This is a genomic window from Streptomyces sp. R-74717 (assembly GCF_047305335.1).
Classification (GTDB): Bacteria; Actinomycetota; Actinomycetes; order Streptomycetales; family Streptomycetaceae; genus Streptomyces; species Streptomyces atratus.
Genome location: NZ_CP102361.1, coordinates 6,888,089 through 6,913,560, shown reverse-complemented (window position 1 = coordinate 6,913,560; position 25,472 = coordinate 6,888,089). Strand labels below are relative to the sequence as shown.

Below are 25,472 nucleotides of genomic sequence, written 5' to 3'. Positions count from 1 at the left end.
CGCGGCGCCGTCAGCCGCTGAGGTGCCGGCGGTACCACGGCGCGTGCCGGGCGAACGCGGTCGCGAACCCTTCGCCCGGCTCCCAGTCGAAGTCCTGGCCGACCCGTTCGTCGGTGAACCAGTGGTCCACTGCGAGCATGCCGAGGTGGTGCAGCGCGTACGGGACGTCGGCGAGCCGCTCGCGGGCCGTGTCCACATCGATGCCGGTGGCTCCCCACGGCAGCCGCAGCTCGTCGACGACCGTGGACAGCAGCTGCGAACAACTCACCGGCTCGGGGTGGTTGACGTGGTAGACCCCGGCCGGCTCCTTCGGGGACAGCGCCGCACCCAGCAGCGCCCGCCCCAGTGCCTGTACGTCGATCATCGAGTGCCGTGCCTCGCACCCGGTCAGTCCGGCCGAGAGCTGCCCAACGAGCGCGACCAGGCCGGGCACGGCCCATCGGTCCCCGGCCCCGTACACGATGTGCGGGCGCACGACGACGCCGCCGGCCGCCAGGACGTGCTGTTCGGCGGCGGCGCGGGTCAGGCTGGTGACCGAGGCCGGGTCCGGCTCGGCCTGTCCGGGCCGCAGCCGGGTGAACGGGCCCCGGCCGTAGACGGATGCCGTGCTCAGGTGGACGATCCGGGCGACTCCGCAGCGGGCCGCCTCTTCGGCCAGGGCACGGGTTCCTTGATCATTTACGGACCGGGCGGTCGGTTCGTCGCCGCTGATCCGTGAGGCACAGTGGATCACCGCGTCGATGCCCTCGCAGCTGCCGCGCAGCGTTGCGGGGTCGGCGAGGTCCCCGTACACCGTCTCGATGCCGGGCCCGGCGCCTGCCGTTGCGGTGAGAGCTGTCCGGTGGGTCATCAGCCGCAGCCGGACACCGGGGGTGGCCCTGGCCGCGGCCACCACATGGCTGCCGATGAAACCGGTCGCGCCGGTGATGAGTATGCGCAGTGTCATGACTGGTCATTCTGCCGGTCGTCCGGCCGGCTCCCCTGGTTCCCCGCTGTGCCGTGCAGGCCGCCCGGGGAGCCGAGGGTGCAGGTGAGGACCGGCTCACCGTCCTGGATCGCCGAGACGTGCACCCCGGTCGCACTGCGGTCGCCGGCCGGGACGGGACGGGCCTCGATCCAGCAGGGTCGGTCGAGTTCCACGTACCGCAGGAAGTCGGTCTTCACCGATGCCGGGAGGAAGTCATGGCCGGGGGTGACGGCGACGGCCGCCTGACGGGCCGCCTCCAGCAGCAGAATGCCCGGCACATGGTCGTTGGGCCGGGCGAACAATGTCGGATGTGCGGTGTCGAGCCGCAGCTGCCAGACGTTCCGCTGCGGACCCGGTGCCAGTACGACATCGCGTTCATCGGTCCTGCCCACCTCGGCCGGTGCGACGGCGGGCAGGAGGGGTATCGGGGCGCCGATCACGTCCTGCCGGTCGCCCCGCAGCCTGTCGTACACCTTGGCCGAGGTGCAGCTGATACGTCCTCCGCCTCTGGCAAGGACGGTACCGAGGCGGTGCAGGAGCAGCTCGACATGCATGGAGCCGATGCTCCGGCCGCGCCGCCGGATCCGGGAGCAGGACACATCCACCGTGATGTCCCAGGGTGCCTCGCCCAGGAGCAGCCGATCGGGCTCACAGACGTACGCGAGCTCCCACATCACGAACTGGTCCCCGACCGGGACGTCGAACGCCGCATGCCCCAGGAGCATCGTCGTCTGCCGCATGGTCTCCGCGATCAGCAGCGGGTCCTGATAACGGCCCGACACGGGGGCGAAGAAGCGGTGCGCATGCGGCCAACGGGCCGATACCGAGAACTGGGTGTCGGTCTGCGGGGTCCAGCCGGTGGGAAAGACATCCTCGGCATCGGACCGGTGAACCAGGTGTCTCGGGAAGTCCGCCTGCCCATGTCTGCCCCTGGATGCCGTCTCGCTCTCTCCGGGGGATTCGGTGAATTCGGCGGCGCCTGCGCCCTCGACGGACACCGATGCGCTGTGCGAGGTGAGCTGAACCATGGATTTTCCTCCCAGAGGATCCATACCGGGAGGGCGGGCCGCCCTCGCAGTAAGATACTGACAGTCCGGTTTTCCTATCCAGCCATATCCCAGTGGCGCTGACCACGCCACGACTGAGAGAGACTCGTAGCTGATGGCACAGCAGGCGCGCGCGATCCAGACTCGACGGTCAATCCTGGTGGCGGCCGCCGCCGTCTTCGACGAACGCGGTTACAGCAGCGCCACCATCAGTGAAATTCTTGCGCGGGCCGGAGTGACAAAGGGTGCGCTGTACTTCCATTTCACCTCGAAGGAAGACCTTGCACTCGGGGTGATGGACGTACAGCTGGACAGCGATCCACTTCCCGCCCAGCTGACGAAGCTTCAGGAATTGGTCGATCAGGGCATGCTGCTCGCCCACCGGCTCCGGCATGAGCCACTGGTACGTGCCAGCGTCGGGCTGGCCATGGATCAGGCGGTGGAAGGCCTCGACCGGGGCACCCCGTTCCGTGCCTGGATAGACCGGCTCGAACATCTGCTGACCGCCGCGAAGAACCAGGGCGAACTCCTGCCGCACGTCGACGCCCGCGAGACCGCCGAAATGCTGGCGGGCTCCTTCTCCGGCATTCAGGTGATGTCTCAAGCCCTGTGCAAGCGCGAGGACTTGGGGCGGCGAATCTCGGTCCTTCTGCATTACGTACTGCCGAGCATCTCGACCCCTGCCGTGCTGGCCACGCTCGACATGGCCGAGGACCGGGGCGAGCGCCTGTTCGGCACCCTCGGATCAGTCCCCAGCCAGGCCGGCGCACCCGGCTGACGGGCGAGGCCTCCCCCGACGAAGAGTCACGGGGCACGACACGGCAGCGACGATTGGCTGAACATCGGGCGACGAAGAGTCGCGGCTACGATCGCGGGCACCCAGCGAGACCAGGAGTGCCGACCGTGTCCCAACCGCGCATCGCCGTATCCATCGTCACCATGGGCGATCGCCCGCAGCAGGTCGAGGCCCTGCTGGCCTCGGTGGCCGGACAGGACGTCCGGCCGGCCCGGCTCGTCGTCGTGGGCAACGGCTCACCGCTCCCGGACTTCACCGCGTTTCCCGGTCTGTCCGGCCTGTCCGGCGGTGTGACGGCGATCGAACTCGACGAGAACCTGGGCTGCCCCGGTGGCCGTAACGTCGCCCTGCGCAAGCTGGCGGAGTTCGGCGATGTGGATGTCGTCATCGAGCTCGACGACGACGGGCTCCTGGTCGACGGCGGGGTGTTCCGCAAGGTCCAGGAGCTGTACGCCGCCGACCCCCGGCTCGGCATCGTCGGCTTCCGGATCGCCGACGAGCACGGCGAGACCCAGCGCCGCCACGTCCCACGCCTGCGCGCCGCCGACCCGATGCGGCGCGGCCCCGTCACCGCGTTCCTGGGCGGCGGCCACGCCCTCTCCATGAAGATGCTGGCCCAGACGGGGCCCTGGCCCGCGGAGTTCTTCTTCACGCACGAGGAGACAGACCTGTCCTGGCGGGCGCTCGACGCGGGCTGGAAGATCCTGTACGAGCCCGATCTGCTGCTCCAGCACCCCAAGACCTCCCCTGCCAGGCACTCCGTCTACTACCGGATGACGGCCCGCAACCGGGTCTGGCTGGCCCGCCGCAATCTGCCCCTCCCCCTGGTCCCGGCCTACCTGGGCACCTGGACCCTCCTGACCGTGGCCCGCACCCGGTCGGCGACGGGGCTGCGCGCCTGGGCCGGCGGCTTCGCCGAGGGGATCCGTACGCCGTGCGGGCGGCGGCAGCCCATGCGGTGGCGCACGGTGTGGCGGATGACGAAACTGGGACGGCCACCGGTCATCTGATCCGCGACGGGGCCGGGTGGCACAGCGTCAGTCCCGAGACAGGAGTCGCCGATGTCCGTCCGCAGGATCGTCCCCAACATTCGGACCAGCACCGGCCCCGGGGCCGAGTCGGACGCCAACGCCAACGCCACCCCCACCGCCGCCGTTGCCGCCGCGATGAAGCGGCACGCGGAGTTCTACGGCTTGCTGGGCCTCCAGGAAGTCATGAACCACGGCTGGATCATGACGCTCGCCTCTCCTTCCCACCCCTCGGCCCAGATCAGCATCATGGAGGCCGACGCAACCGCCCCGGTCACACCGGACATGAGCATGGAGGTGGAGGACGTGGACGCGGCCTACACCGCCGTACAGGAGGGCGGCGCGGAGATCGTGTACCCGTTGCACGACGAGGAATGGGGCGTACGCCGCTTCTTCGTCCGCGACCCCGACGGCCGGGTGATCAACGTGCTGGGCCATCGCTGACCGGCGACGGCCCGGTGACGCCGTCGTCGTACGGGAGGATCCGCCGCAGGAGCCCCTTGGGGTGGCCCCGCTTGCGCCATTCCCTCGGGTAACCGATGGAGACCTCCTCGAAGCGCACCCCGTCGTACCAGGTCGTACGGGGGATGTGCAGATGGCCGTAGACCATGGCCGCCACATTGAAGCGCCGGTGCCAGTCGGCGGTGAGTTCCGTGCCGCACCACTGGGCGAACTCGGGATACGTCAGGACGGCCATCGGTTCGCGGACCAAGGGCCAGTGACTGGCGATGACCAGCGGAATCTCCGGATCGTGCGCGGCGAGACGCCGCTCGGTCCCCGCCACTCGCGCCCGGCACCAGGCGTCACGGCTCGGGTACGGGTCAGGGTGCAGCAGGTACTCGTCGGTGCACACCACCCCCGTCTCGTGCGCGTACGCCAGGGACTCCTCCTTGGTCGTCGTGCCCGGCGCCCGGAAGCTGTAGTCGTACAGCAGGAACACAGGCGCGACGGCCACCGGCCCTTCGGGGCCGGGCCACAGCGGATACGGGTCCTCCGGAGTGGACACCCCGAGGCTCCGGCACAGCTCGACCAGATGCTCGTACCGTTCCCGGCCCCGCAGTTGGACCGGGTCGTGCTTGGTCGTCCACAGCTCATGGTTCCCGGGGGTCCAGATCACCCGGGCGTACCGGCCGGCGAGCAGCCGCAGCGCCCACTCCACGTCCTCGACCTTCTCCGCGACATCACCGGCGACGATGACCCAGTCCTCGTCCGAATCCGGCCGCAAGGACTCGACGATGGGGCGATTGTCCGCCATCCCGACGTGAAGGTCGCTCACCGCGAGCAGAGAACCGCGGTTTCCGTAGGCGCGATCGGACATGGAGAACCTTTCCCGAGGACGGACCGAACGAGATCGTCTCCCATAATGCGGCCCGGAACATCACACCCCGTCCGGCTGTTACGCGTGTGTCACAGGAGTCCCCTGCGATTGCAACCGTGATCCCGGAGTTGATAGGCATGAACCCATAGACGATTCGACTGGCTTGGCAGGGGGACTGGATGAAGTTCGACATGGGGGCGCAGGTTCTTTCGACGCTGTCGTCGAAGTCGCGTGGGTCCAGTACTGATCTGGGGACGTTGATTCGTCAGCTGGTGCAGGCCGCGCAGCCGTTGGAGGGGAAGTTCAACGGTGCGGGGCGTGTGGCGTTCGATTCGTTCAAGGGGCGGTCGGACGAGATCACGGCGGCGTTGAACGGTTCGCTGTCGGCTCTCCTCGGTGGTCAGTCGGGGATGGAGGCGGCGTTCAGCTCGGGTGATCAGGAGCAGGGTGACAACGCGCGGCAGCAGATGTCGGCGGCGAACTTCGACGCGGCGCGCTTCGGCGGCCGCTGACAGACGGGGGTTGGGTTTCTGATGGCTGGTCAGAGTGATCGTCGTTCGTACGACACGGGTGCGTCCGCGGATGCGCAGGGCAATATCCAGGTGGTGATCGCGCAGTTGGAGGAAGTGATCGCGGCGCGTGACGCGCAGGTGAAGGCCGCGATGGCGGACTTCGCGGCGGATGGTGTGGCGGATGAGTACCACGGCAAGGAACTGCGGTGGAACCGTTCGTCGCAGGAGGTCAAGAGCATCATCCAGCTGTTGAAGACGACGCTGGAGAAGAACGACGGAACGGCGCAGCACACGATCACGCGCGCGAAGGCCGCGGTCGACAACATCGGCTGAGGCCGTCTCGGTTGGTTTGATTGGTTCGGCAAGCGGTTCACGGGGGTGTACTGGTGACTGGGTGGGATCTGAAGCCGCAGGGTATTTCGGGCGTGCTGAAGACGACGGGTGAGGTCGCGGGGAAGATCCAGACGTATGCGACGTCGTACGGGGATCATCTGTCGTCCGCGGCGTCGAGTGCGGGCACAATCAGTGCCGAGGGCGGCGGTGATGGCGGTGGCGGCAAGGACGGGGAGAAGGCCGCGGGCGGTCTTGTCGCACTGGCTTTGTCGCAGTTCGCGGAGCACACGACACCGGATCTGAAGTTCATCGCGGCGCGGGCGGGGAAGTCCTTGCAGGGCGCGGTCGACGCGACGACGGCCTATCTGAACGGTGACCTGGAGATGGCCGCCGAGGCCCAGCGCAAGGCGCTCGGTGCGGTGGATCTGGATCCGAAGAAGCCCGGGGTGCAGGACAAGTGATCAAGCCCGAGGCGATACCGCAGTACACCGGTGATCTGGGTCAGCTGGAGAAGGACCACGCCGGTCTGAAGACCGATGCCGGGCACATCCGCGACACCGGTTCGTCCGTCCACACCCACTTCCAGGCCCTGTCCGCCTACTACCAGGCTCCCGAGGCCGAGCAGCTCTTCGCGACGACGAAGCCGGTCAAGGACCGGGCGGACGGGTTCGCGGACGATCTGGAGAAGGTCGCCTCGTCGTTGTCGGACTACGCGACGGAGATCCGTCCGCTGGTCACGAAGCTGGAGCGGCTGAAGGCGGATGCGACGAAGTTCGTGAACGCGAACAAGGACGACGACGACTGGGAGTACGACGAGGACAAGGTCGACGAGCACAACCAGCTCCGCGACGACATCACCGCGACCGTCGCCGCGTTCTGGGCCGCCGAACGCACCTGCCACAACAAGATCACCGCCCTGATCCCCGGCGGCGTCCAGATGGTCGCCGGCGACGGATCCGAACGCAAGGACCAGTACGGGTTCAACGCGGACGACCTGAAGAACGCCAAACTCCCCTGGGGCGACCCCGTCGAGGAGAAGCACCACGTCTGGGAGGTCGGGCACTGGGTCAAGTCGTTCGTCTGGGACGGCCTGATCGTCGACGGGGTATGGGGCACCATCAAGGGCCTCGGCACTCTCGTCGGGTTCGGCGGCTGGGACGCCATGGGCCAGGCCTGGAAGGGACTCGCCCAGCTCGCCACCGGCCTCGTCATCTCCTCGATCCCCGGCGCGGGCACCCTGTTCTGGGCCCTGCCCGACGACAAACTCCCCTCCTGGCTCCGCGACTCACGCACCGCGATGAAGGAGACCGGCAAGGCCCTGGTCGCCTGGGACGAATGGGGCAAGAACCCCGGACGGGCCGCCGGAGCCGTCACCTTCAACGTCCTCACCACCGTCTTCACCGGCGGCGCCGGCGGAGCAGCCGCAGGAGCCGGCAAGGCCGGCGCCGTCGCCAAGGTCCTGTCCGTCGCCGGAAAGGCCGGCAAGGTCATCGACCCGATGACCTACATCGCCAAGGGCGCAGGCGCCGGCCTCTCCAAGATCGGCGACATCACCAAGGCCCTCAAGGGCATCGAGAACATCGAAATCCCCAAACTCCCCGACGACGCCATCGTGCTGCCCGAGGGTTCACTCAAGCTGCCCGACGGCACCGTCCACCTCCCCGAAGGCGCGGCCGTCCCGGACGGCGGGATCAAGCTCCCCGACGGGAACGTCAAGTTCCCCGACGGTGCCCCCGTCCTGCCCGAGGGCACCACAAAGCTGCCCACCGGCCCCGGTGAACCGGCACGCTACTTCGACAGCGAGTACAACCTCCTCGACGAGAACGGCAACGTCCTCCAGAAGGCAGAAGACGCCCGCCCCGAACGCTCCCCGGACATCCACCCGGACACGGGCGCGGACACCCCGCACATCGGCTCCCCCGACAGAGAACCGGTCCCGGCCGGCGTCGGCGCCCACACCGCCGACAACGCAGGTACCCCCATCCGCCTGGGCGACAGCCTCGGCAACGACCTCGGAGACATCGGCCGCACCGGCGACGACCTCAACGGCCCCACCGCCCACACCGGCGACAACCTCCCCGGTCCCGCCGGTCACATCGGCGACAACCTTCCCGGCGGACACGCCGACGACCTCGCACACAGCCCCTCAGCCAGCCACGAACCACCCAATAGCCACACAGGCGGCCACGGCGACGGGCCAAGCGGATCGCACGACCCGACGCCGGCCCACCACAGCGACCACGGCCCCAACAGTCATACCGACGACGGCGCACACCACGGAGCGGACGAGGGCACGCCGCACCACGGGTCCGGCGACGGCGCACACCACGGCAACGGCGACAGCCACGATCCCGGCCCGGGCGGACACGATCCCGAGGGGACGTCTCCCCACGACCACACGGACGACGGCACGCACCACAGTGAGAGGGACATCCGAGAGCCTGGGGGTTCACTCGCCGACGATGCCGCTCGACGTGCTGCGGACCCGGTCCGGATCGGGGATGAACCGCTTCCTCCCCCTGGTCCGGGCAACAAGTTCCTCGGCCAACTGCCGGAAAGCCGCCTGACACGAGATGCGGACGGCCTGATCACCCATGTCGACGGCCGCAATTTCGAGCATTTCCTCAAGGACCTTTCCTTCCAGCGCGGCGCCGCATACAAGGAAGCCAAGGAACTCGGCACCTTCCCCAGGAAACAGGTGGGTGCCTGTGTCGGATCGGTCATGGACCTGCGAACGGGGATGGTCTTCGAGGGAATCAACGGGAAGTTCGACAACATCATCCCTGCCGACCGCGTCCACCCGACCATTGCCGCACGATACGAGTCGATCGCGGACTCCGCACCGGCGCCGGATCACCCGCTCGGACACGCCGAGGTCAAGGCCGCGAACGAACTGCTCTGGGAGCGGAAGAAGTTGGGGCTCCCGGACGGGGAGGCGGCGCTCTCCGAGCTCCGGGCATCGGTCGAGTTCCCGTACCTGCCGCACATGAAGACCGAACTCCCCGGGCGCCCCGCGGCTTTCTGTGCAAACTGCAACATTATGCTGGATGGCGTGGACAGCTTGCAGGGCAGGTTCACCGGCAACCCGCCGACCAACGACAATTGGATTCCCTGATGGCCGACGTGACACGAATCGACATCGACGACCCCGAGGTCGATATGGATCAGGGACAGCGCCTGTTGTACCGGGGTGAACTTTTCACCGGTGAGGTCGAGGAGCGTCTGGGGGATGCTGTTGTCAGCCTGGATTCCTACCTGGCCGGGATGCAGCACGGTCCCAGCCGTGAGTGGTACAAGGACGGCACGCTCCGGTCCGAGGCAACGGCCCGCGAGGGGCGTCCGGTAGGGGTGTCCAGGGAGTGGCACCCGAACGGCACGCTCGCCGCCGAGGTGGTGTTCGCCGACGACGGTCTGACCATGCTGACGGACCGCCGATGGGACGAAGAGGGCCGGCCCACGAAGGACTGGCGCAGGAGCGAGGACTGAGTTCTGCGACAGCATCGAAGTCGACGCCGACTGCCCGACCACCCCAATCCGAAAGGGCAGTTCGGCGTCTCCTGAAGGACTACGTCGACCGCCGATCGGTCAGCCGGATGCTTCTCCCGTGGGAGCCAGAGCCATTTTCACCAGCTCTCCCGCCCTGCTGACCAGGAGATCGGGGACATCTTCCTCTTGAAGTGCTCTCCCGGCTGAAGCCGGGAGATTCCTGCTTACCTTGCGGCAGCGGGCTTGACGCGCTTCGCACGCAAGCGGACGTGCCCGATGACCCCCTCGGTGCCGGAATTCCGCGCAAGCCGCACCGCCAGTGAGTACAGCTCGGTCAGGGATCCGACGTGCAGCTCTTGACGTACCGTCAGGGACCATCCGTCGGCAGTCCGGGCCGGCTCACCACCCAGGACTCCGCCGATGCGCGCCGCGGGCCCGCGTGCCGCGAGCAGGGGCTGGCGGTACGACAACCGACGGACCGCTCGGTCTGGACCTCCGCGCCACCCGGATCACCGGCGGTCCCGTCGAATTGCTCGTGACCGTCCGCGTCGGGCGCAGGCCCCTGCGGCGGGTCGGCCTTGAGGTGCTGGGTTCGGGAGCGCGGCGATGGAATCTCGGTGACCTGGAGACGGGCTCTGTCACCACACGGTTCCTGACGGTGCACAGTGGCGCGCCCCGGCTCACGGTCACGGCGACGCATCTGACGGCGGACGACGGTGCCCGAGTTCGCCGCCTCAGGCCCTGGGCTCCCCGCGGCGCCCCTCATTTGCCGGTCGGTCTAAGCAAAAGCCCAGGTCACGGCGAGTGAGCCGCCTGGAACGAGGGGCCTCCGGCGCAGGTCGGAGGCCCCTCGGAGACGAAGCCGCAGGTGGCGGCAGACGAGTCGGGCTGTACGCCGGGTTCTGTCGCCCGGTCGCCTCGCGGCGGCCGGGGAGACGGCCATCCATCTAGGACCGGCATTGCTGCCGGCCTCGTGCGGTCTACCCGCGAACTCGGGCGGGCAGCCCTCGAACATTCGCGCAGGGCCGTCTTACGACGGCCCCTCTTGACCTTGCTCCGGGTGGGGTTTACCTAGCCGCCTGAGTCACCTCAGGCGCTGGTGGTCTCTTACACCACCGTTTCACCCTTACCGAGGACCGAAGTCCCCGGCGGTCTGTTTTCTGTGGCACTGTCCCGCGGGTCACCCCGGGTGGCCGTTAGCCATCACCCTGCCCTGTGGAGCCCGGACGTTCCTCGGGGAGATCCGAGGATCCCCACGCGGCCGTCCGCCCGGCTCGTCTGCCGTGCCGACCATGCTACCCGCCTGGCGGCAGCCGCCGGACGGGGCGCTCAGACGAACGCCCCGGTCTCCAGGTCGAAGGCGAACGGAGCGGGAAGGGAAAGCGGCTTGCCGAACGGAATCGTGCAGTGCTGACGGTAGTCGCCCCCTCCGGGGCGCTGAACAGCGTCACCGAAGACTGCTCACGGTCGACCAGGAGGTAGAGGGGGACGGGTCCGCGGGCGTAGCAGTGACGCTTGTCCGTGCGGTCGGCCCGGGGCTTGGACGAGGTGACCTCGACGACGAGGGCCACCCCCTCGCACGGCATCCAGGGGTCCGCTCCCCGGTACAGACGCAGTTCGGTGGGGGCGAAGGTGCCATCGGGAATGACGTGGTTCTTGGGACACCGTCCGCCGCTGTTCAGTTTCAGTCCCTTGTTCCCGGAAAAGTCCATGTCGGTCCGGGCGAGCCTGATCACCTGCTTCAGAATCAGGCTGATGTAGTCCTCGTGGTCCCCGTCCGGCGGCGGCGTCACGACAATCTCCCCCTCGATCAGCTCGGCCCGGAAGCCCTCCGGCGTATCCAGCGCCAGGAAGCCCTCCAGCAGGACGTCCGCCTGCGTGAGCGGTTCGTGCGGCATGGCAGTCATGTCACGCCCCTTCCTCGGTCGCTCGCCAGATTGGGACATCAGTGGATCAGCCGTCCGTGAGATGGGAGTGCTTCCTTCGATCGTGGCACAGGAGGATACGGAGTTGTCAGATGCGGACGGGTGCGGTGAGCGCTTGACCCTGCCGTTGCGTCAACGTTTCTACTGGGCTCATGCGTATCGGAGAGATCGCCGCGCTCGTCGGGGTCACCTCGCGGGCGATCCGGCACTACCACCACATCGGACTGCTTCCCGAGCCCGGCCGCCGGACCAACGGCTATCGCGCCTACAGCGTGCGCGACGCCGTGGTGCTGGCCCGGATACGGCGGCTGACCGAGCTCGGGCTCGGTCTGGACGAGGTACGGGATGTCCTCGCCGACGACGCCGGGCGCGAACTCGTCGAGGTACTCGTCGAGCTGGATGCCGATCTGGCCCGGCAGGAGAACGAGATACGGGAGCGGCGGCGTCGGCTGGCCCGGTTGCTGGACGGGCCGGTGAGCGCCGAGGAGCCCGTATCGCCCGCGCTGGCCAAACTGCTGGGCACGGCTCCGGCCACCGGCTCCCCGACGGCCGACAAGGACCGTGAGCACCTGGTGCTGCTGGACGCGGCGGGCGGCGGCAGTGAGCTCTACGCCGCGCTGCGGCCCCTGGCCGAGGACCCGGCCGTGCATGCGCTGTACGAGCGGCTGGACGCACTGGCTGCGGCGCCCGTGGACGATCCGCGGATCGCTCCGCTCGCCGCCGATCTGGCCGCCGCCGTGCCGGACGAGGTGCTGGCGGCGATCCCCTCCGGCGGCCCGGCAATGACGGGGTTCGGTCAGGCGCTGCTCGACGACTACGCACCCGCGCAGGCCGAGGTGGTGCGCCGAGTGATGGCGGCCCTGACGGCACGCGTGGCGGAGAGGGGAACAGGATGAGCGTGCGGATTGCGCGGTATGCCGTGGGGGCTGTGCCGGCGGTCGAATTGGGTCTGGGCGGCTGCCTGCTGGCGGGGGTCCGGATACCGGGTGCGGTTCTGCTCGGTGCCGAGGCCCTGGTGGTCGCCGCGCTCGGGTTCGAGGGCGTGGTCCTGTGGCGGCTCTGGCGGGTGGGCCGGCGCGCGGGTGCCGGGCGGCGGGAGGCGATGGGTGCGGCGCTCCGTACCGTCGTGCCCGAGAAGGTGCGCCGTCTCGTCGCCCACGAGGTGCGCGCCCTGCACAGTCTCGGGCTGTGGGTGCTGCGGAGGCGTCATGGCGTGCCGGAGGGTGCCCTTGCCGTCCCGTACACCGGGCCGCAGACCGCCATGATGTACGGCCTGGTCTTCGTTGCTCTGGTCGAGACGGTGATGCTGGCGCTGCTGATCCCGTGGCCGGTCGTGCACAGGGTTCTGCTCGTGCTCGATGTGTACGGGGTGGTCCTGGTGCTCGCCTTCCATGCCGCGTGTGTGACCCGGCCGCATGTGGTGGACGCCGACGGGGCGCTGCGGCTTCGCTACGGCGGGCTGTTCGACCTGCGGGTTCCCGCCGGGGCGGTCGCCGGAGCGCGGGTCGAGCGGCGCTATCCCGAGGGCGGGCCGGTGCGGCCGGGGGCGGACGGGGTGCTCGACCTCGTCGTGGGCGGGCAGACGACGGTGACCGTGGAGCTGGTCTCTCCGGTGGCGTTCGTGCGGCCGCTCGGGAAGCGGGGGTGGGCGCGGACGGTGCGGTTCCATGCGGATGATCCGGGTGCCGCCGTGGCCGCGCTCACACGGGGGCGAAGAGGACCTTCGCCGAGCCAGGATCCGCCTGGGCGAGCCTGACCCGCAGTCGCTCCCCCAGCGGGAGCTTCGCCGTTCCGCCCTCGACCCGGGCGACGACGGGTGGGTCGTCGATGTGGACGGTGCCCGTGGTGGGCTCCTGCTCCTTCACGTCGACCACGTACGCGTCGAAGACCTCGCCGATCCGGTCCTTGAGCAGCGCTGCCTCGACCACGTCGACGCACTCGCGCTCCACCGTGTTGGCCCGTCCGGTTCCGTCCGCCATCTCCTTCGGCAGGCGGGGCAGCGCGGTGAGGACCCACTCGGGCGGGTCCTGTTCCGCGACGGCGGCGAGGCACAGCTCGGCCGCGTACCGGTCGACGAGGCGGCGCAGCGGGGCGGTGCAGTGCGTGTAGAGGTCGGCGACGGCGGCGTGAACGGCGGGGGTGGGGAGTTGGCCGTGGTCGAAGACGGTGTAGCCGGCGCCGCGCAGCAGGGTGGTGCACTCCTGGAGGAACGCGGCGTGGTTGGCCCTTCTCGGATCGAGGGAGCGGACGACCTGGGCGTACGGGACATGGTGCGGCCAGTCGATGTGCAGCGCCTCGGCCGAGCGCCGGAGCCGGGCCACGGCGCCGTCGGGTGCGACGGGCAGGGTCCGCAGGATGCCGGTACCGGTCTCCTTCATGAGGTGGGCGGCGGCCATGCCGGTCAGGAGGGAGATCTGGGCGTTCCAGCCGTCGGCGGGCAGCGGGGCGCGGTATTCCAGGCCGTATGTGCCGTCGCGCTCGACGATCTCCTGCTCGGGCACGTTGAGGGAGATGCCGCCTCGGGCGACCTCCTGCTCCTCGCGGAGCCGTCCGATGTCCTGGAGCAGTGCCAGGGGCTCCTCGGCCATGCCGGTGTCGATCTGCCGCTGGACGCCCGCGTAGTCGAGCTTGGCCCGGCTGCGGACGAGGGCCCGGCGCACCGAGGTGGTGACGGCGCTGCCCTCGGAGTCCAGGTCGATCTGCCAGAGGAGGGCGGGACGGGTCTGTCCGGGGAGGAGGCTGGCGGCGTCCTCGGAGAGCAGGGTGGGGTGGAGCGGCACCTTGCCGTCGGGGAAGTAGAGGGTCGTCACCCGGCGGTGGGCCTCGGTGTCGAGTGCGCCGCCGGGGCGCACGAAGGCGGCGACATCGGCGATGGCGTAGTGCACGCGGAAGCCGTGGCGACGGCGTTCGAGGTGCATGGCCTGGTCGAGGTCGGTGGATGTGGGCGGGTCGATGGTGAAGAACGGCAGGTCCGTCGCGTCCTTGTGGGCCGACACCGCCGGGGCCGTCGCCGCCTGCGCCGCCTCGGCGAGGATGTCGGGCGCGAAGCTGCCGGGCAGTTCGAGCTCGTTGCGCAGCTTGCACAGGGCCGCCCTCAGCGGGGTCTCGGCCGGCCCGGTCATATGGAGATGGCGGCGGGGCATGGATCGAGCGTATGGCGGGGTGGGCCGGACGGCATCCCGGCGGCCAGTGCCTGCCCGGCCCTGATCCGCCGGACGGGCCCCAGTGCGGTACCGGGGTCCCCGTACGCTGGTGCCAGGTCCCGTCGTCGAAGTGCCGTCTGCCGTCGTCGCACGGCAGACGGCACTTCGACGACGGGACCCCGGGCCTTCTGAGCCCGTCCACCTGTGCGTACGTACGAAGGAGAACCGCCGTGCTCGTGCTGTTGCCGCCCTCCGAAGGAAAGGCCGCGTCGGGGCGCGGAGCACCCCTGAAGCCGGAGTCGCTGTCGCTGCCGGGCCTGGCTGCGGCGCGGGCCGCGGTCCTCGACGAGCTGGTCGAGCTGTGTGCGGCGGACGAGGAGAAGGCCCGCGAGGTGCTCGGGCTGAGCGAGGGGCTGCGCGGCGAGATCGCGAAGAACGTCGAGCTGCGGACGGCGGGGACGCGTCCGGCCGGGGAGATCTACACAGGGGTGCTGTACGACGCCCTGGATCTGGCCTCCCTGGACACGGCGGCCAGGCGGCGGGCCGGAAAGTCGCTGCTGGTCTTCTCCGGGCTGTGGGGTGCCGTGCGGGTGGGCGACCGGATTCCTTCGTACCGCTGCTCGATGGGTGTGAAGCTGCCGGGGCTGGGCGCGCTCGGGACGTACTGGCGCGACCCGATGGCGGAGGTCATGCCGGAGGCGGCCGGGGACGGGCTCGTCCTGGACCTGCGGTCCTCCGCGTACACCGCGGCCTGGAAGCCGAAGGGGGAGGTGGCCAGGCGCACGGCGAGCGTGCGGGTGCTGCACTCCCAGATGGTGAACGGGGTCGAGAAGCGCTCCGTGGTCAGCCACTTCAACAAGGCGACGAAGGGGCGGATGGTCCGCGATCTGCTGCTGGCGGGCGCACGGCCGAAGGGGCCCGCGGAGCTGGTGGAGACATTGCGGGAGCTCGGGTACGTGGTGGAGGCCGAGGCCCCCGCGCGGGCCGGTCGGGCGTGGTCGCTCGATGTCGTGGTGACCGAGATTCACTGAACCGGGAGAGCCATCACGTTGCATCATGTGCAACGCTCGTTGCGTGGTGTGCGCTGGGCGCGGCAAGATGAGCGCATGACCTCCTCTGTGCTGGACCTTGCCCCCGTCGTCCCCGTTGTCGTCCTGGAGGACGCCGCCGACGCGGTGCCGCTCGCCCGGGCCCTGGTCGCGGGCGGGCTCCCGGCCATCGAGGTGACGCTGCGCACCGCCGCGGCACTGGATGCGATCAAGGCCATCGCGGCCGAGGTGCCGGACGCGGTGGTCGGGGCCGGCACGGTGATCTCCGTACGGAACGTCTCCGACACCGTCGCCGCGGGGGCCCGGTTCCTGGTCAGCCCCGGCTGGACGGACACGCTGCTGGACGCGATGAAGGCGTCGGGGGTGCCGTTCCTGCCGGGCGTCTCGACGACGTCCGAGGCGGTCGCGCTGCTGGAGCGCGGGGTCACCGAGATGAAGTTCTTCCCGGCCGAGGCGGCGGGCGGCACAGCGTATCTGAAGGCGCTCTCCTCGCCGCTGCCGCAGGCCCGGTTCTGCCCCACGGGCGGCATCTCGCTCGCCTCCGCACCGTCCTATCTGGCACTGCCCAACGTCGGCTGCGTGGGCGGCAGTTGGATGGTCCCGGCGGACGCGGTGGCGGCGAAGGACTGGGCGCGGGTGGAGCGGCTGGCGAGCGAGGCGGCGGCACTGCGCGGCTGATTTCCCCCTACCACCCCTTCCCGGAACCGGGGCTCCGCCCCGCACCCCGGTGGGTGCCGACCGGGGTGCGGGCTGCCCCCGCCACCCGAGGAAGCGGCAGCTTCGTGCCTCCGGGGAGTCACTCCGCCGCCCCGGGGCGCCGCACGCTCACGCGGGAGCCCCGTTCCCTATCGCAGGTGCGATGTGTCGTTCAGCAGCCTGAGCGACACGTTCCCGTCCGAGTAGTACGCCACCGCGGAGACCGAGGCGGCCGAGAGTTCCATACGGAACATGGCTTCCGGCGGGGCGCCCAGCGCCAGCCGGACCAGGGTCTTGATCGGCGTCACATGGGTGACCAGGAGGACCGTGCGGCCCGCGTAGCGGGCGGTGAGGCGGTCGCGGGTGGCCGCGACGCGGCGGGCGACCTCGGCGAAGCTCTCGCCGCCCCCGGTGGGGGCCGCCTTCGCGGAGGCGAGCCAGGCGTCCAGGTCGGGGCCGTACCGCTCACGCACCTCGGCGAACGTCAGGCCCTCCCAGGCGCCGAAGTCCGTCTCGCGCAGGCCGTCCTCGATCCGGACCTCCAGGCCGAGCCGGGCCGCCACCGCGGCCGCTGTTTCGCGGCAGCGGCGCAGCGGGGAGCTGACGATCTCCTCGATCGTGCCGCGGGCGGCCAGCGACTGGGCGATGCGTTCGGCCTGGTGGCGGCCGGTCGCCGAGAGTTCGGGGTCGCTGCCGCCGCTGCCCGAGAACCGCTTCTCGGGGGTGAGTGCCGTCTCGCCGTGCCGGAGCAGTACGAAGGTGGCGGGCGCCCCGAGATCGGGCGCCGCGGCCCAGCCCACCTGGGGGGCGGTGGAGGATGCCGTAGGCGTGGGGGCGACTGCCGACGCCGTGCCTGTCGCCGCTGCCGGCCGGGCGGACAGGGCCGCGCGGGCCCTGGCCGCGCCCGCTGCCGCGTCACCGGGCGGGCCGGAGACGGGCGGCAGGCCGGCGGTCGTCGAGGGCCGGGGCGTGTCGAGTGCGGCCGTCGACGCCGACGGCTCCCACTGCTTGCCGCGCTTGCCCGCGTCCATCGCCTCGTTGGCGAGCCGGTCCGCGTGCTTGTTCTTCTCGCGCGGGATCCACTCGTACGTCACGGCGGAGGCCGGCAGAATCCTGGCGGCCTCCGCCGCGAGCGGCTTCATGTCGGGGTGCTTGATCTTCCAACGGCCCGACATCTGTTCCACGACCAGCTTGGAGTCCATCCGGACCCGCACCTGGAGCGCACCGTCCGCCGAGGCGTCCGGCACCAGCGCCTTCGCCGCCTTCAGACCCGCGATGAGGCCCTTGTACTCGGCGACGTTGTTCGTCGCGACGCCGATGTACTCGGCGGCCTCGGCAAGGGTCTCCCCCGTCACCGGGTCGATGACGACCGCACCGTAACCGGCGGGCCCGGGGTTGCCCCGGGAACCGCCGTCGGCCTCGATGACGAACTGGCGCGGCTGAGTCATTACAGGCCCGAATCCGCCGTACGGACCAGGATGCGGCGGCAGTTCTCGCAGCGCAGGACGGTGTCCGGGGAGGCCGCCTTCACATCGTTGACCTCGGTGATGTTCAGTTCGAGACGGCAGCCCTCGCAGCGCCGCTGGTAGAGGCGGGCGGCGCCGATGCCGCCCTGCTGGACGCGGAGCTTGTCGTACAGCTTCAGCAGGTCCGCGGGGACGGAACCGGCGACGAGCTCGCGCTCCTTGGTGACGGTCGCGGTCTCCTCGTCGAGCTCCTTGGTCGCGGCGTCACGCCGGGCGGTCGCGTCGTCGACCTTGGCCTGGACGGCGGAGACCCGGTCGGACAGCTCGGTGACACGCTCCTGGGCGGACTCGCGGCGCTCCATCACTTCGAGGACGACGTCCTCCAGGTCGCCCTGGCGCTTGGCCAGCGAGGTGATCTCGCGCTGGAGGCTCTCCAGGTCCTTGGGCGAGGTGACCGCACCCGAGTCGAGGCGCTGCTGGTCGCGGGCGGCGCGCTGGCGCACCTGGTCGACGTCCTGCTCCGCCTTGGTCTGCTCGCGGGCGGTGTCGCTCTCCTCGGTCTGCGAGGCGACCAGCAGGTCACGCAGTTGCGCGAGGTCGCTGGTGAGCGACTCGATCTCGGTGTGCTCGGGCAGCGACTTGCGCCGGTGCGCAAGCTGCGACAGGCGTACGTCGAGGGCCTGGACGTCGAGGAGTCGGATCTGGTCGGCGGGCGCGGCGTTCAGTTGGGGGCTCCAGAAGAGTGGTGGGTGGTGGTGGTCCAGGGGTCGGTGACCTGCTTCGAGACATGGACCCGCAGGCCCCATCCGTGGCGGTCGGAAATCGCGTCGAGCTGCGCTGCGGCCTGTTCGCACCAGGGCCATTCGGTGGCCCAGTGTGCGGCGTCGATCAGGCCGAGCGGGGAGTGCTGGATGGCTTCGGAGGCCGGGTGGTGGCGCAGGTCGGCGGTGAGGAAGGCATCGACGCCGGCAGCGCGCACCGCGTCGAAGAGGCTGTCGCCGGAGCCGCCACTGACCGCGACGGAGCGCACCGTCGCCGCCGGGTCGCCCGCGAGTCGGATGCCCTGCGCGGTGGCGGGCAGTCGGGCCGCGGCGCGGGCGGCGAAGTCGGCCAGGCTCTCGGGGTGGTCGAGCACACAGATCCGGCCGAGGCCGCGACGGCCCTTGGGGTCGGCCGGGTCCGGTACGAGGGGCCCCTCGACGCGCAGGTCGAGCGCACCGGCGAGGGCGTCACAGACGCCCGGATCGGCGGTGTCGGCGTTGGTGTGGGCGACGTGCAGCGCGACGTCGTGCCTGATGAGGGTGTGCACGACCCGGCCCTTGAAGGTGTCGGCCGCGACCGTCGTCGTACCCCGCAGATAGAGCGGGTGGTGGGTGACGATCAGCTGGGCGCCGAGCCTGAGTGCCTCGTCGACGATCTCCTGGACGGGGTCGACGGCGAAGAGCACACGGTCGACCTGCGATGCGGGGTCTCCGCAGACGGTGCCGACCGCGTCCCAACCTTCGGCCCGCTCGGGCGGCCAGAGAGCGTCGAGCTCGGCGAGGACTTCAGACAGACGGGGCACAAGGAAAGGCTACCTGCCCTCCGTGCCCCGTCGCCCATGGCTTCGGCGACCCGTACGGACGGGCCACGGCCGGCTGGGTCCTGTCGTCGGACTGCCGTCGTCGCCCGGACGCCGCGCGGCAGGCGGCAGTCCGACGACAGGCCCCAGGGAATCGTTACTTCACGAGGTCGGCGCGGAGGTCGTCGAGGACCAGGTTCGCGGCCGTGACACCGAGGCCGAGGTACCAGGTCTCGTCGGAGACGTCCTTGGCCCGGCCGTCCTTGACCGCCTTGAGGTTCTTCCACAGCGGGTTGGACTGGGCGGTGTCGCGCTTGGTGGCCTTCACGTCGCCGTAGACGCCGGTGAAGATCCAGTCGGCGTCGGCCTCGTCGATCTTCTCCGGGCTGATCTCCACGGCGAGATCGTTGATCTGCTGGTTCTCGGGCCGCGGCAGACCGGCGTCGTCGAGGATGGTGCCGATGAAGGACGCCTTGGCGTAGAGGCGGATCCGGTCCGGCAGGTAGCGGACCATGGAGATGGTCGGCTTGTTCGGGCCGATGTCCTCGCCGAGCTTCTTCGCCTTCGCCTCGTAGGCACCGAGCTCGCTGTTGGCCTTGGCCGTCTTGTCCAGTGCCGCGGCGTTGAGGAGGTAGTTCTCCTTCCAGGTGAAGCCCGGGCGGATGGAGAACACGGTCGGCGCGATCTTGGAGAGGGCGTCGTACTTGTCGGCGGCGCGCAGTTGGCTGCCGAGGATCAGGTCGGGCTTCAGACCGGCGATCGCCTCAAGATTGAGGTTGTTGATCGTGCCCACGTTCTTCGGGTTGCCCGCGTCCTTCTTCAGGTACGAGGGGATGGCCGCGTCCCCTTCGGAGGGGGCGTAACCGACCGGCTTCACACCCAGCGAGACGACGTTGTCGAACTCGCCGACGTCCAGCACGACGACGCGCTTGGGGGCGGACTTGATCTCGGTCTTGCCCATGGCGTGGGTGAGGGTCCGGGGGAACTCTCCGGCCTTGGCGTCCGTCCCGTACTCCGCCGTCTTCTTCGCGGCATCGGCGAAGTCCTTGCCGCCCGTCGCGACGGCCGCCTTCTTGTCACCGCCGCCGTCGGACTTGGCCGAGCCGTCCGATCCTCCGTCGTCGCTCCCGCAGGCCGAGAGGGAAAGGGCGGCAGCCACTGCCAGGCCGACTGCGGCAGTACCGCGGCGACGAAGGGACATCACTTGCTCCAGTTCAAGGTCACACAGGTATCACTTAGGGCTGCCTTACCTTACTCACCCGTCTCGCGCCGAGCACAGGCACCCCCTCACCCTCAGGCGAATCCGGGCAGCACCACCCTTATGTGTGAAGTGGCGGGTCTCGCGTTGTTCGGCAGGAAGTGCGAAAACTAGCTTCGGTTGCCGGAGGTGACCAGTCCATGACTGCCTGTGCCATCGAGAACGAGACTGCGGGGGCGGCCGAGGCCGCCGGGGATGCGGTCCTGGAGGACGACGAGCCGGACGCACCCGGGGAGCCGGCCGGGTTCGGCGTGCCCGGCGAGGGCGGAGCGGACGGCGGGGACGGCGTGTCCGAGCAGGCCGGTGCGCGGGGTGAATCGGGCGTGCCCGCCAAAGCAGCCCACGCCCCGCCCGCGCTCACGATCGCCGCGGACGGTTCGTACGCGGCCCGGCTCACCCTCCGCAGCGTCGCCGCGGAGGCGTCCTACGAGACCGCGCAGGCGTGGTTCGTGGAGCGCTGGACGCTCGACGGGCACGAGCCGTACGCCGTGCCGCTCCCCCTCGATCAGCCGGAGGAGCCGGACTCCCAGGTGCTGCCGCTGACCGACGGACGGGTGCTGATCCGGCGCCGGGTCGCGGACCGGAACGCGTTCTCGCTGCTCTATCCGACCGGCCCCGGCACCGGTGAACTGCCGCTCGGCGCCGTCGGATGCACGGATCTGACCCTGCTGCCGCCGGCACCGGACGGTGCGAGCGCGTACGCCCTGTCGGTCGGTGCGCGCTCCACCGCCGTCTGGCTGGTGGCGGGCGGCGCCTTCGGGCCCGAGCTGGTCGCGGAGGTACCCGGGCGCTGCTCCGGCGGGGTCTGGCTGGACCGGGCGGGGCGGATGCTGGCCCTGGACCGGGCGATGCCGGGCGGCGGGCCGGTCAAGGCGGTCGCCGTGGACCTGGAGCGGGGCGGCGAGGTGACACCGCTGCTGCAGATCGCACCGGAGAGCAACGACCGGCTGCTGCTCGCCGACACGGACAGCGGGCTGCTGCTGATCCGCTCGGACGCGCCGGGGCACGACCGGCTCGGGTGGGGGGTGCTGGGCAGCTGTCTGCCGGTGCGTTTCCCGGAGTGCCTGCGCCCGGCGGATGTGGCGGTGACGCCGTTCGCCGTACAGCCGGGGCAGATGCTGATGCCGGAGAGCTGCGCGGTGGCCCTGCGGATCGACGGGGCGGCCGGCAGCTGGCTCGGGGTGTGGCGCCCGGCGGGGCGTCGGCTGCATCAACTCGCCGCCCCCGAGGGGTGGCAGGCCGGTCGCGGGGTGTGGACCCGGGACGGCGTACTCAGACTTCCGTACGCCAACGAGAACGTGGCGTGCGGGGTGGCACTGCTGGAGGCGCCGGTGGACGGGGAGCGGGGCACGGGACCGGCGGCGGAGGCGGGCACGGAAAGCGGTATGCAACCGTCCGCTGCCGCTGCGCCTCTTCCGATGTGCAAGCCGATTCCACTGGGGCGGGCGCCTCTCATGGGGCGCATGGTGCCTGGTTAAGATCCTGGGCCTGGGCTACGCAGCCGTGTGCGACGGTCGCCGATGGTGACCGTGCCGTGTTGCGGTGGCGTGATCGGCCCTGGTGACACACACGTAAGCGATCACAACGGGGTGACTTCCCACATGTCTGAAGCCCGAACCGACACGACCCAGACGCGTCCGCCGGGGGCGGACGCGGAACGGGCCGAAGCCGGCGGCTCCGGAAAGCACCGAGGGGGTGTGTCGATGGACGACGCGTCCGCACAGCCGCACGGCCGCCACCGCCGCCCCGCCGAGGGGGACAGCAGGGCGGCCTGACCGCCTGGAACATCAACGAGGGACGGGTGGGCCCCGGCAGCCGATCGGCTGCCGGGGCCCACCCGTTTCCGTTGCGGTCAGCCCCGTTTGAGACCGAGCACCTCCGCCGCGGCGAAGGTCTCGCCCGTCGGGCGGTCCTCGTAGTACGGGGAGATCAGCTCGTCCAGCTCGTCGAAGGAGAACGCCTCCTTCGACGAGTCGAACTTCGCCGCCACCCTGGGGCGTTCGACGATCGCGACCATCCCGCCGTGCACGACGAGCAGTTGCCCGTTGACCTTGGCGGCCGCCGGGGAGGCCAGATAGCCGACCAGCGGAGAGACGTGCTCGGGGGCGAGCGCGTCGAGCCGGCCGTCCGTCGGCTCCTGGAAGCCCGCGAAGACGTCCTCGGTCATCCGGGTGCGGGCCCGCGGACAGATGGCGTTGGCGGTGACGCCGTACTTGGCCAGGGCCAGGGCCGTGGAGGTGGTGAGGCCGACGATGCCGCCCTTGGCCGCCGCGTAGTTCGGCTGACCCGCCGAACCGGCCAGGAAAGCCTCCGACGAGGTGTTGACGATCCGGCCGTAGACCGGGCCGCCGGACTCCTTGGAGCGGGCGCGCCAGTGGGATGCGGCGAAGTGTGTGGTGTTGAAGTGGCCCTTGAGGTGGACCCTGATGACGGAGTCCCACTCGTCCTCGGTCATCGAGAAGACCATCCGGTCGCGCAGGATGCCCGCGTTGTTGACCAGGATGTCGAGCTTTCCGTAGGTGTCGACGGCCAGCTCCACCAGAGCGCGGGCCTGCTCGTGGTCGGAGACGTCGCCGAGGTGCGCGACCGCCCGGCCGCCCGTCGCCCGGATCTCCTCGGCGACCTCCTCGGCGGGGGCCGCGGACGCCTCGCCGGAGCCGTCGCGGCCCGGCTGCCCGTAGTCGTTGACGACGACGGATGCGCCGAGCCGCGCCAGTTCCAGTGCTTCGGCGCGTCCGAGGCCGCGGCCTGCGCCCGTGACGATCGCGGACATGCCTTCCAGGGGAAGTGACATCGGAATCTCGGAGTCCTCTCAGGTGGGAGCAGGGTGGGAGCAGGGTGAGGGTCAGAGTTCGATGCAGGTGCGCAGCGACTCGCCGGTCCTCATCTGGTCGAGGGCGTCGTTGATGCCGTCGAGCCGCACCCGGTGGGTGATCATCGATTCGAGGTCGATGCGGCCGGCCCGCCAGAGCGCGATGGCCCGTTCGTACGAGCGGAGCACGTCCCCTCCCCCGTACATGGAGGGCAGGATCCGCTTCTCGTCGAAGAACAGCTCGAACATGTTGACCTGGAAGTTGTCGTCCATGGCTCCCGCGCCGACGATGCAGAGGGTGCCGCCGCGCCGGGTGTTCTCGTACGCCGTGCGGGCGGTGGCCGACTTGCCGACGACCTCGAAGACGTAGTCGAAACCCTCGCCCGCGGTGATCCGCTGCTTGGCGTCGGCGAGTTCGTCGGGCGAGACCGCCTCGGTCGCGCCGAACCGGAGTGCCGCCTCGCGCCGCGATGCGACCGGGTCCACGGCCACGATCTGGGCGGCGCCCTGCACCCTGGCGCCCTGGATCGTGGAGATGCCCACCCCGCCGCAGCCGATGACGGCGACCGACGAGCCGGCCTCCACCTGTGCGGTGTTGATGGCCGCGCCCAGCCCGGTGGTCACCCCGCAGCCGATCAGGGCGGCAATCTCGAACGGTACGTCGTCGGGGATCGGCACCGCGCAGCCCGCGTCGACGACGACCTCCTCGGTGAAGGTGCCGGTGCCCGCGAAGCCGAAGACATCTCCCCCGGGGCGCTTGAAGTTGGGCGTTCCCGCGTTCATGAAGCCGGCCAGGCAGAGCTGTGTCTGGCCGCGTTTGCAGGACGGACACGCCCCGCATGCGGGCAGCCAGCAGACCAGCACCCGGTCCCCCGTGTTCAGCCCGGTGACGCCGTCGCCGATGTCGACGACCTCGCCCGCGCCCTCGTGGCCCGGGATGAAGGGGGCGGGCTGCGGCAGCACGCCGCTCATCGCGGAGACATCGGAGTGGCACAGTCCGGTGGCCCGGATGCGGAGCCTGACCTTGCCGGGGCCGAAGCCCACCGCCTCGACGTCGTCGAGGACTTCCAGTTTGTCCTGACCGATCTCGTGCAGTACGGCTGCGCGCATGGTGCGGCTCCCCTCATGGGCCTGTGGACCTCTTGGAGTTGGTTCAGGAGTGTTCGACGAAGGTGTCGCCGAGGACCGGGGCGTCGTCCCGCTCGACGGCTCGCACCTCGACCCGGACGTGGTCCTTTCCGGTCCACATCCGGATACGGAGGGTCTCGCCGGGGAAGACGACGCCGACGAAACGGGTGCGGTAGGAGCGGATACGGGTCACGTCGCCGCCGAGCACCGTGTCGGTGACGGCCTTGAGCGTCATGCCGTAGGTGCACAGCCCGTGCAGGATCGGCCGGTCGAAGCCGGCGAGCCGGGCGAACTCGGGGTCGGCGTGGAGCGGGTTCCAGTCCCCGGAGAGGCGGTACAGCAGCGCCTGGTCCGGGCGGATCGGCCGCTCCACCACGCGGTCGGGGGCGACGGCGGGATACGCGACCCGCTCGGAGGGGCCGCGTTCACCGCCGAAGCCGCCCTCGCCCCGGACGAAGATCTGGGCGTCGTTGGTCCACAGCGGGCCCTCGTCGTCGGCGGCCTCGGTGCGCAGCACCAGCACGGCCGCCTTGCCCTTGTCGTACACGGCGGCGACCTTCGAGGTCTGTACGGCGCTGCCCTTCACGGGGATCGGCCGGTGCACCCGCACGCTCTGCCCGCCGTGCAGGACGGCGGCCAGGTCGACGTCGATGCCGGGCGAGGAGAGTCCACCGACGACGCCCGCGCCCGCTCCCGCGACGGTGGCGAAGGAGGGCAGCACATGGAGCCGGGACTCCAGGGTGTAGCGCAGCTCGCCGGGGTCGGTGGCGGGGTCGGCCCGGTCGGGATCGGCGCCCGCACCGATCCCCAGATGGTAGAGCTGGACGTCCTTGTGGTCCCAGCTGATCCGGGTCGACCGGGGTTCGGCGGCGACAGCCTTTTCGGCATCAATGGGCATGGGGAAGCTGCTCCTTGATGGTGGGAAGACCTCGGCGCGACCGTCCGCAC

The 25,472-nt window shown here is 70.3% G+C and carries 25 protein-coding genes, 1 other RNA gene and 1 pseudogene; 14 read left to right on the top strand and 13 right to left on the bottom strand.

The window, feature by feature from the left end:
- Positions 1–10 precede the first annotated feature (10 nt).
- Positions 11–946: an NAD-dependent epimerase/dehydratase family protein gene (locus NRF20_RS31725; RefSeq protein WP_398631439.1), complete on the bottom strand. Its 936-nt coding sequence runs from the start codon at positions 944–946 to the stop codon at positions 11–13.
- Positions 943–1,995: a ScbA/BarX family gamma-butyrolactone biosynthesis protein gene (locus NRF20_RS31720; RefSeq protein WP_398631438.1), complete on the bottom strand. Its 1,053-nt coding sequence runs from the start codon at positions 1,993–1,995 to the stop codon at positions 943–945. Before NRF20_RS31720 ends, NRF20_RS31725 begins: the two co-directional genes overlap by 4 nt.
- Positions 1,996–2,128: 133 nt before the next feature.
- On the opposite strand from NRF20_RS31720, the gene NRF20_RS31715 reads away from it, so the two are divergent.
- From NRF20_RS31715 to NRF20_RS31705, 3 genes are all read left to right on the top strand, one after another.
- A complete protein-coding gene (locus NRF20_RS31715) occupies positions 2,129–2,791 on the top strand; it encodes a ScbR family autoregulator-binding transcription factor (protein ID WP_266361780.1) in 663 nt (220 codons plus the stop codon).
- Positions 2,792–2,916: 125 nt separating this feature from the next.
- Positions 2,917–3,819 carry a glycosyltransferase family 2 protein gene (locus NRF20_RS31710; protein ID WP_413753739.1) on the top strand — a complete coding sequence of 301 codons (903 nt, stop codon included), beginning with the start codon at positions 2,917–2,919 and terminating at the stop codon, positions 3,817–3,819.
- Positions 3,820–3,975: 156 nt separating this feature from the next.
- The gene (locus NRF20_RS31705; RefSeq protein WP_266365646.1) at positions 3,976–4,281 is read left to right on the top strand and encodes a VOC family protein; all 306 of its coding nucleotides are present in this window, start codon (positions 3,976–3,978) and stop codon (positions 4,279–4,281) included.
- Here NRF20_RS31705 and NRF20_RS31700 read toward each other — a convergent pair.
- Complete coding sequence (locus NRF20_RS31700; protein WP_398631436.1) at positions 4,259–5,155, bottom strand: metallophosphoesterase family protein; 897 nt, start codon at positions 5,153–5,155, stop codon at positions 4,259–4,261. The two genes, NRF20_RS31705 and NRF20_RS31700, sit on opposite strands and share 23 nt — an antisense overlap.
- A 179-nt stretch (positions 5,156–5,334) precedes the next feature.
- Here NRF20_RS31700 and NRF20_RS31695 point away from each other — a divergent pair, with 179 nt between their 5' ends.
- From NRF20_RS31695 to NRF20_RS31675, 5 genes are all read left to right on the top strand, one after another.
- On the top strand, positions 5,335–5,667 hold the full coding sequence (locus tag NRF20_RS31695; protein WP_266357773.1) for a hypothetical protein: 333 nt from the start codon (positions 5,335–5,337) through the stop codon (positions 5,665–5,667).
- 21 nt (positions 5,668–5,688) lie between these two features.
- Entirely contained in the window at positions 5,689–6,000 is a 312-nt protein-coding gene (locus NRF20_RS31690) for a pore-forming ESAT-6 family protein (protein ID WP_398630410.1), read from the top strand.
- Between the two features lie 92 nt (positions 6,001–6,092).
- Positions 6,093–6,461: a DUF6507 family protein gene (locus NRF20_RS31685; protein WP_413753738.1), complete on the top strand. Its 369-nt coding sequence runs from the start codon at positions 6,093–6,095 to the stop codon at positions 6,459–6,461.
- On the top strand, positions 6,458–9,115 hold the full coding sequence (locus NRF20_RS31680) for a hypothetical protein (RefSeq protein ID WP_413753737.1): 2,658 nt from the start codon (positions 6,458–6,460) through the stop codon (positions 9,113–9,115). Before NRF20_RS31685 ends, NRF20_RS31680 begins: the two co-directional genes overlap by 4 nt.
- A complete protein-coding gene (locus tag NRF20_RS31675; protein WP_413753736.1) occupies positions 9,115–9,486 on the top strand; it encodes a toxin-antitoxin system YwqK family antitoxin in 372 nt (123 codons plus the stop codon). The genes NRF20_RS31680 and NRF20_RS31675 overlap by 1 nt, the downstream gene beginning before the upstream one ends.
- An 875-nt stretch (positions 9,487–10,361) precedes the next feature.
- Here NRF20_RS31675 and rnpB read toward each other — a convergent pair.
- Together rnpB and NRF20_RS31665 are read right to left on the bottom strand one after the other, a co-directional pair.
- An RNA gene (gene rnpB, locus NRF20_RS31670) (RNase P RNA component class A) lies at positions 10,362–10,763 on the bottom strand.
- A gap of 52 nt (positions 10,764–10,815) precedes the next feature.
- Positions 10,816–11,384 (bottom strand): annotated as a pseudogene (locus tag NRF20_RS31665) (Uma2 family endonuclease).
- Between the two features lie 179 nt (positions 11,385–11,563).
- Here NRF20_RS31665 and NRF20_RS31660 point away from each other — a divergent pair.
- Together NRF20_RS31660 and NRF20_RS31655 are read left to right on the top strand one after the other, a co-directional pair.
- Entirely contained in the window at positions 11,564–12,307 is a 744-nt protein-coding gene (locus NRF20_RS31660; RefSeq protein ID WP_413753735.1) for a MerR family transcriptional regulator, read from the top strand.
- Positions 12,304–13,167 carry a hypothetical protein gene (locus tag NRF20_RS31655; protein WP_413753734.1) on the top strand — a complete coding sequence of 288 codons (864 nt, stop codon included), beginning with the start codon at positions 12,304–12,306 and terminating at the stop codon, positions 13,165–13,167. The genes NRF20_RS31660 and NRF20_RS31655 overlap by 4 nt, the downstream gene beginning before the upstream one ends.
- Here NRF20_RS31655 and NRF20_RS31650 read toward each other — a convergent pair.
- Positions 13,112–14,554, bottom strand: a complete 1,443-nt coding sequence (locus tag NRF20_RS31650; RefSeq protein WP_413753733.1) for an RNB domain-containing ribonuclease — start codon at positions 14,552–14,554, stop codon at positions 13,112–13,114. The genes NRF20_RS31655 and NRF20_RS31650 overlap by 56 nt on opposite strands.
- Positions 14,555–14,784: 230 nt before the next feature.
- Here NRF20_RS31650 and yaaA point away from each other — a divergent pair, with 230 nt between their 5' ends.
- Positions 14,785–15,585 (top strand): peroxide stress protein YaaA, encoded by an 801-nt coding sequence (yaaA, locus tag NRF20_RS31645; RefSeq protein ID WP_398631429.1) that lies wholly within the window; start codon positions 14,785–14,787, stop codon positions 15,583–15,585.
- Between the two features lie 75 nt (positions 15,586–15,660).
- Entirely contained in the window at positions 15,661–16,281 is a 621-nt protein-coding gene (gene eda / locus NRF20_RS31640; RefSeq protein WP_413753732.1) for a bifunctional 4-hydroxy-2-oxoglutarate aldolase/2-dehydro-3-deoxy-phosphogluconate aldolase, read from the top strand.
- Between the two features lie 167 nt (positions 16,282–16,448).
- Here eda and NRF20_RS31635 read toward each other — a convergent pair whose 3' ends face one another.
- The 4 genes from NRF20_RS31635 to NRF20_RS31620 form a co-directional block, all read right to left on the bottom strand.
- A complete protein-coding gene (locus NRF20_RS31635; RefSeq protein WP_413753731.1) occupies positions 16,449–17,747 on the bottom strand; it encodes a bifunctional RNase H/acid phosphatase in 1,299 nt (432 codons plus the stop codon).
- Positions 17,747–18,490 (bottom strand): zinc ribbon domain-containing protein, encoded by a 744-nt coding sequence (locus NRF20_RS31630; RefSeq protein WP_266365642.1) that lies wholly within the window; start codon positions 18,488–18,490, stop codon positions 17,747–17,749. The genes NRF20_RS31635 and NRF20_RS31630 overlap by 1 nt, the downstream gene beginning before the upstream one ends.
- Positions 18,487–19,329, bottom strand: a complete 843-nt coding sequence (locus NRF20_RS31625; protein ID WP_266361770.1) for a Nif3-like dinuclear metal center hexameric protein — start codon at positions 19,327–19,329, stop codon at positions 18,487–18,489. The genes NRF20_RS31630 and NRF20_RS31625 overlap by 4 nt, the downstream gene beginning before the upstream one ends.
- A gap of 154 nt (positions 19,330–19,483) precedes the next feature.
- Positions 19,484–20,527 carry an ABC transporter substrate-binding protein gene (locus tag NRF20_RS31620; RefSeq protein WP_398631426.1) on the bottom strand — a complete coding sequence of 348 codons (1,044 nt, stop codon included), beginning with the start codon at positions 20,525–20,527 and terminating at the stop codon, positions 19,484–19,486.
- Between the two features lie 197 nt (positions 20,528–20,724).
- Here NRF20_RS31620 and NRF20_RS31615 point away from each other — a divergent pair, with 197 nt between their 5' ends.
- Positions 20,725–22,062: a hypothetical protein gene (locus NRF20_RS31615; protein WP_413753730.1), complete on the top strand. Its 1,338-nt coding sequence runs from the start codon at positions 20,725–20,727 to the stop codon at positions 22,060–22,062.
- A 123-nt stretch (positions 22,063–22,185) separates the two neighbouring features.
- A complete protein-coding gene (locus tag NRF20_RS31610; protein ID WP_266361767.1) occupies positions 22,186–22,359 on the top strand; it encodes a hypothetical protein in 174 nt (57 codons plus the stop codon).
- Between the two features lie 77 nt (positions 22,360–22,436).
- Here NRF20_RS31610 and NRF20_RS31605 read toward each other — a convergent pair whose 3' ends face one another.
- From NRF20_RS31605 to NRF20_RS31595, 3 genes are read right to left on the bottom strand one after another with little or no spacing between them, the layout of a single operon-like run.
- Complete coding sequence (locus tag NRF20_RS31605) at positions 22,437–23,378, bottom strand: 3-oxoacyl-ACP reductase (RefSeq protein WP_398631424.1); 942 nt, start codon at positions 23,376–23,378, stop codon at positions 22,437–22,439.
- Between the two features lie 51 nt (positions 23,379–23,429).
- Positions 23,430–24,506 (bottom strand): Zn-dependent alcohol dehydrogenase, encoded by a 1,077-nt coding sequence (locus tag NRF20_RS31600; protein WP_266361765.1) that lies wholly within the window; start codon positions 24,504–24,506, stop codon positions 23,430–23,432.
- Positions 24,507–24,549: 43 nt separating this feature from the next.
- Positions 24,550–25,422 carry a MaoC/PaaZ C-terminal domain-containing protein gene (locus tag NRF20_RS31595; protein ID WP_398631422.1) on the bottom strand — a complete coding sequence of 291 codons (873 nt, stop codon included), beginning with the start codon at positions 25,420–25,422 and terminating at the stop codon, positions 24,550–24,552.
- Positions 25,423–25,472 lie beyond the last annotated feature (50 nt).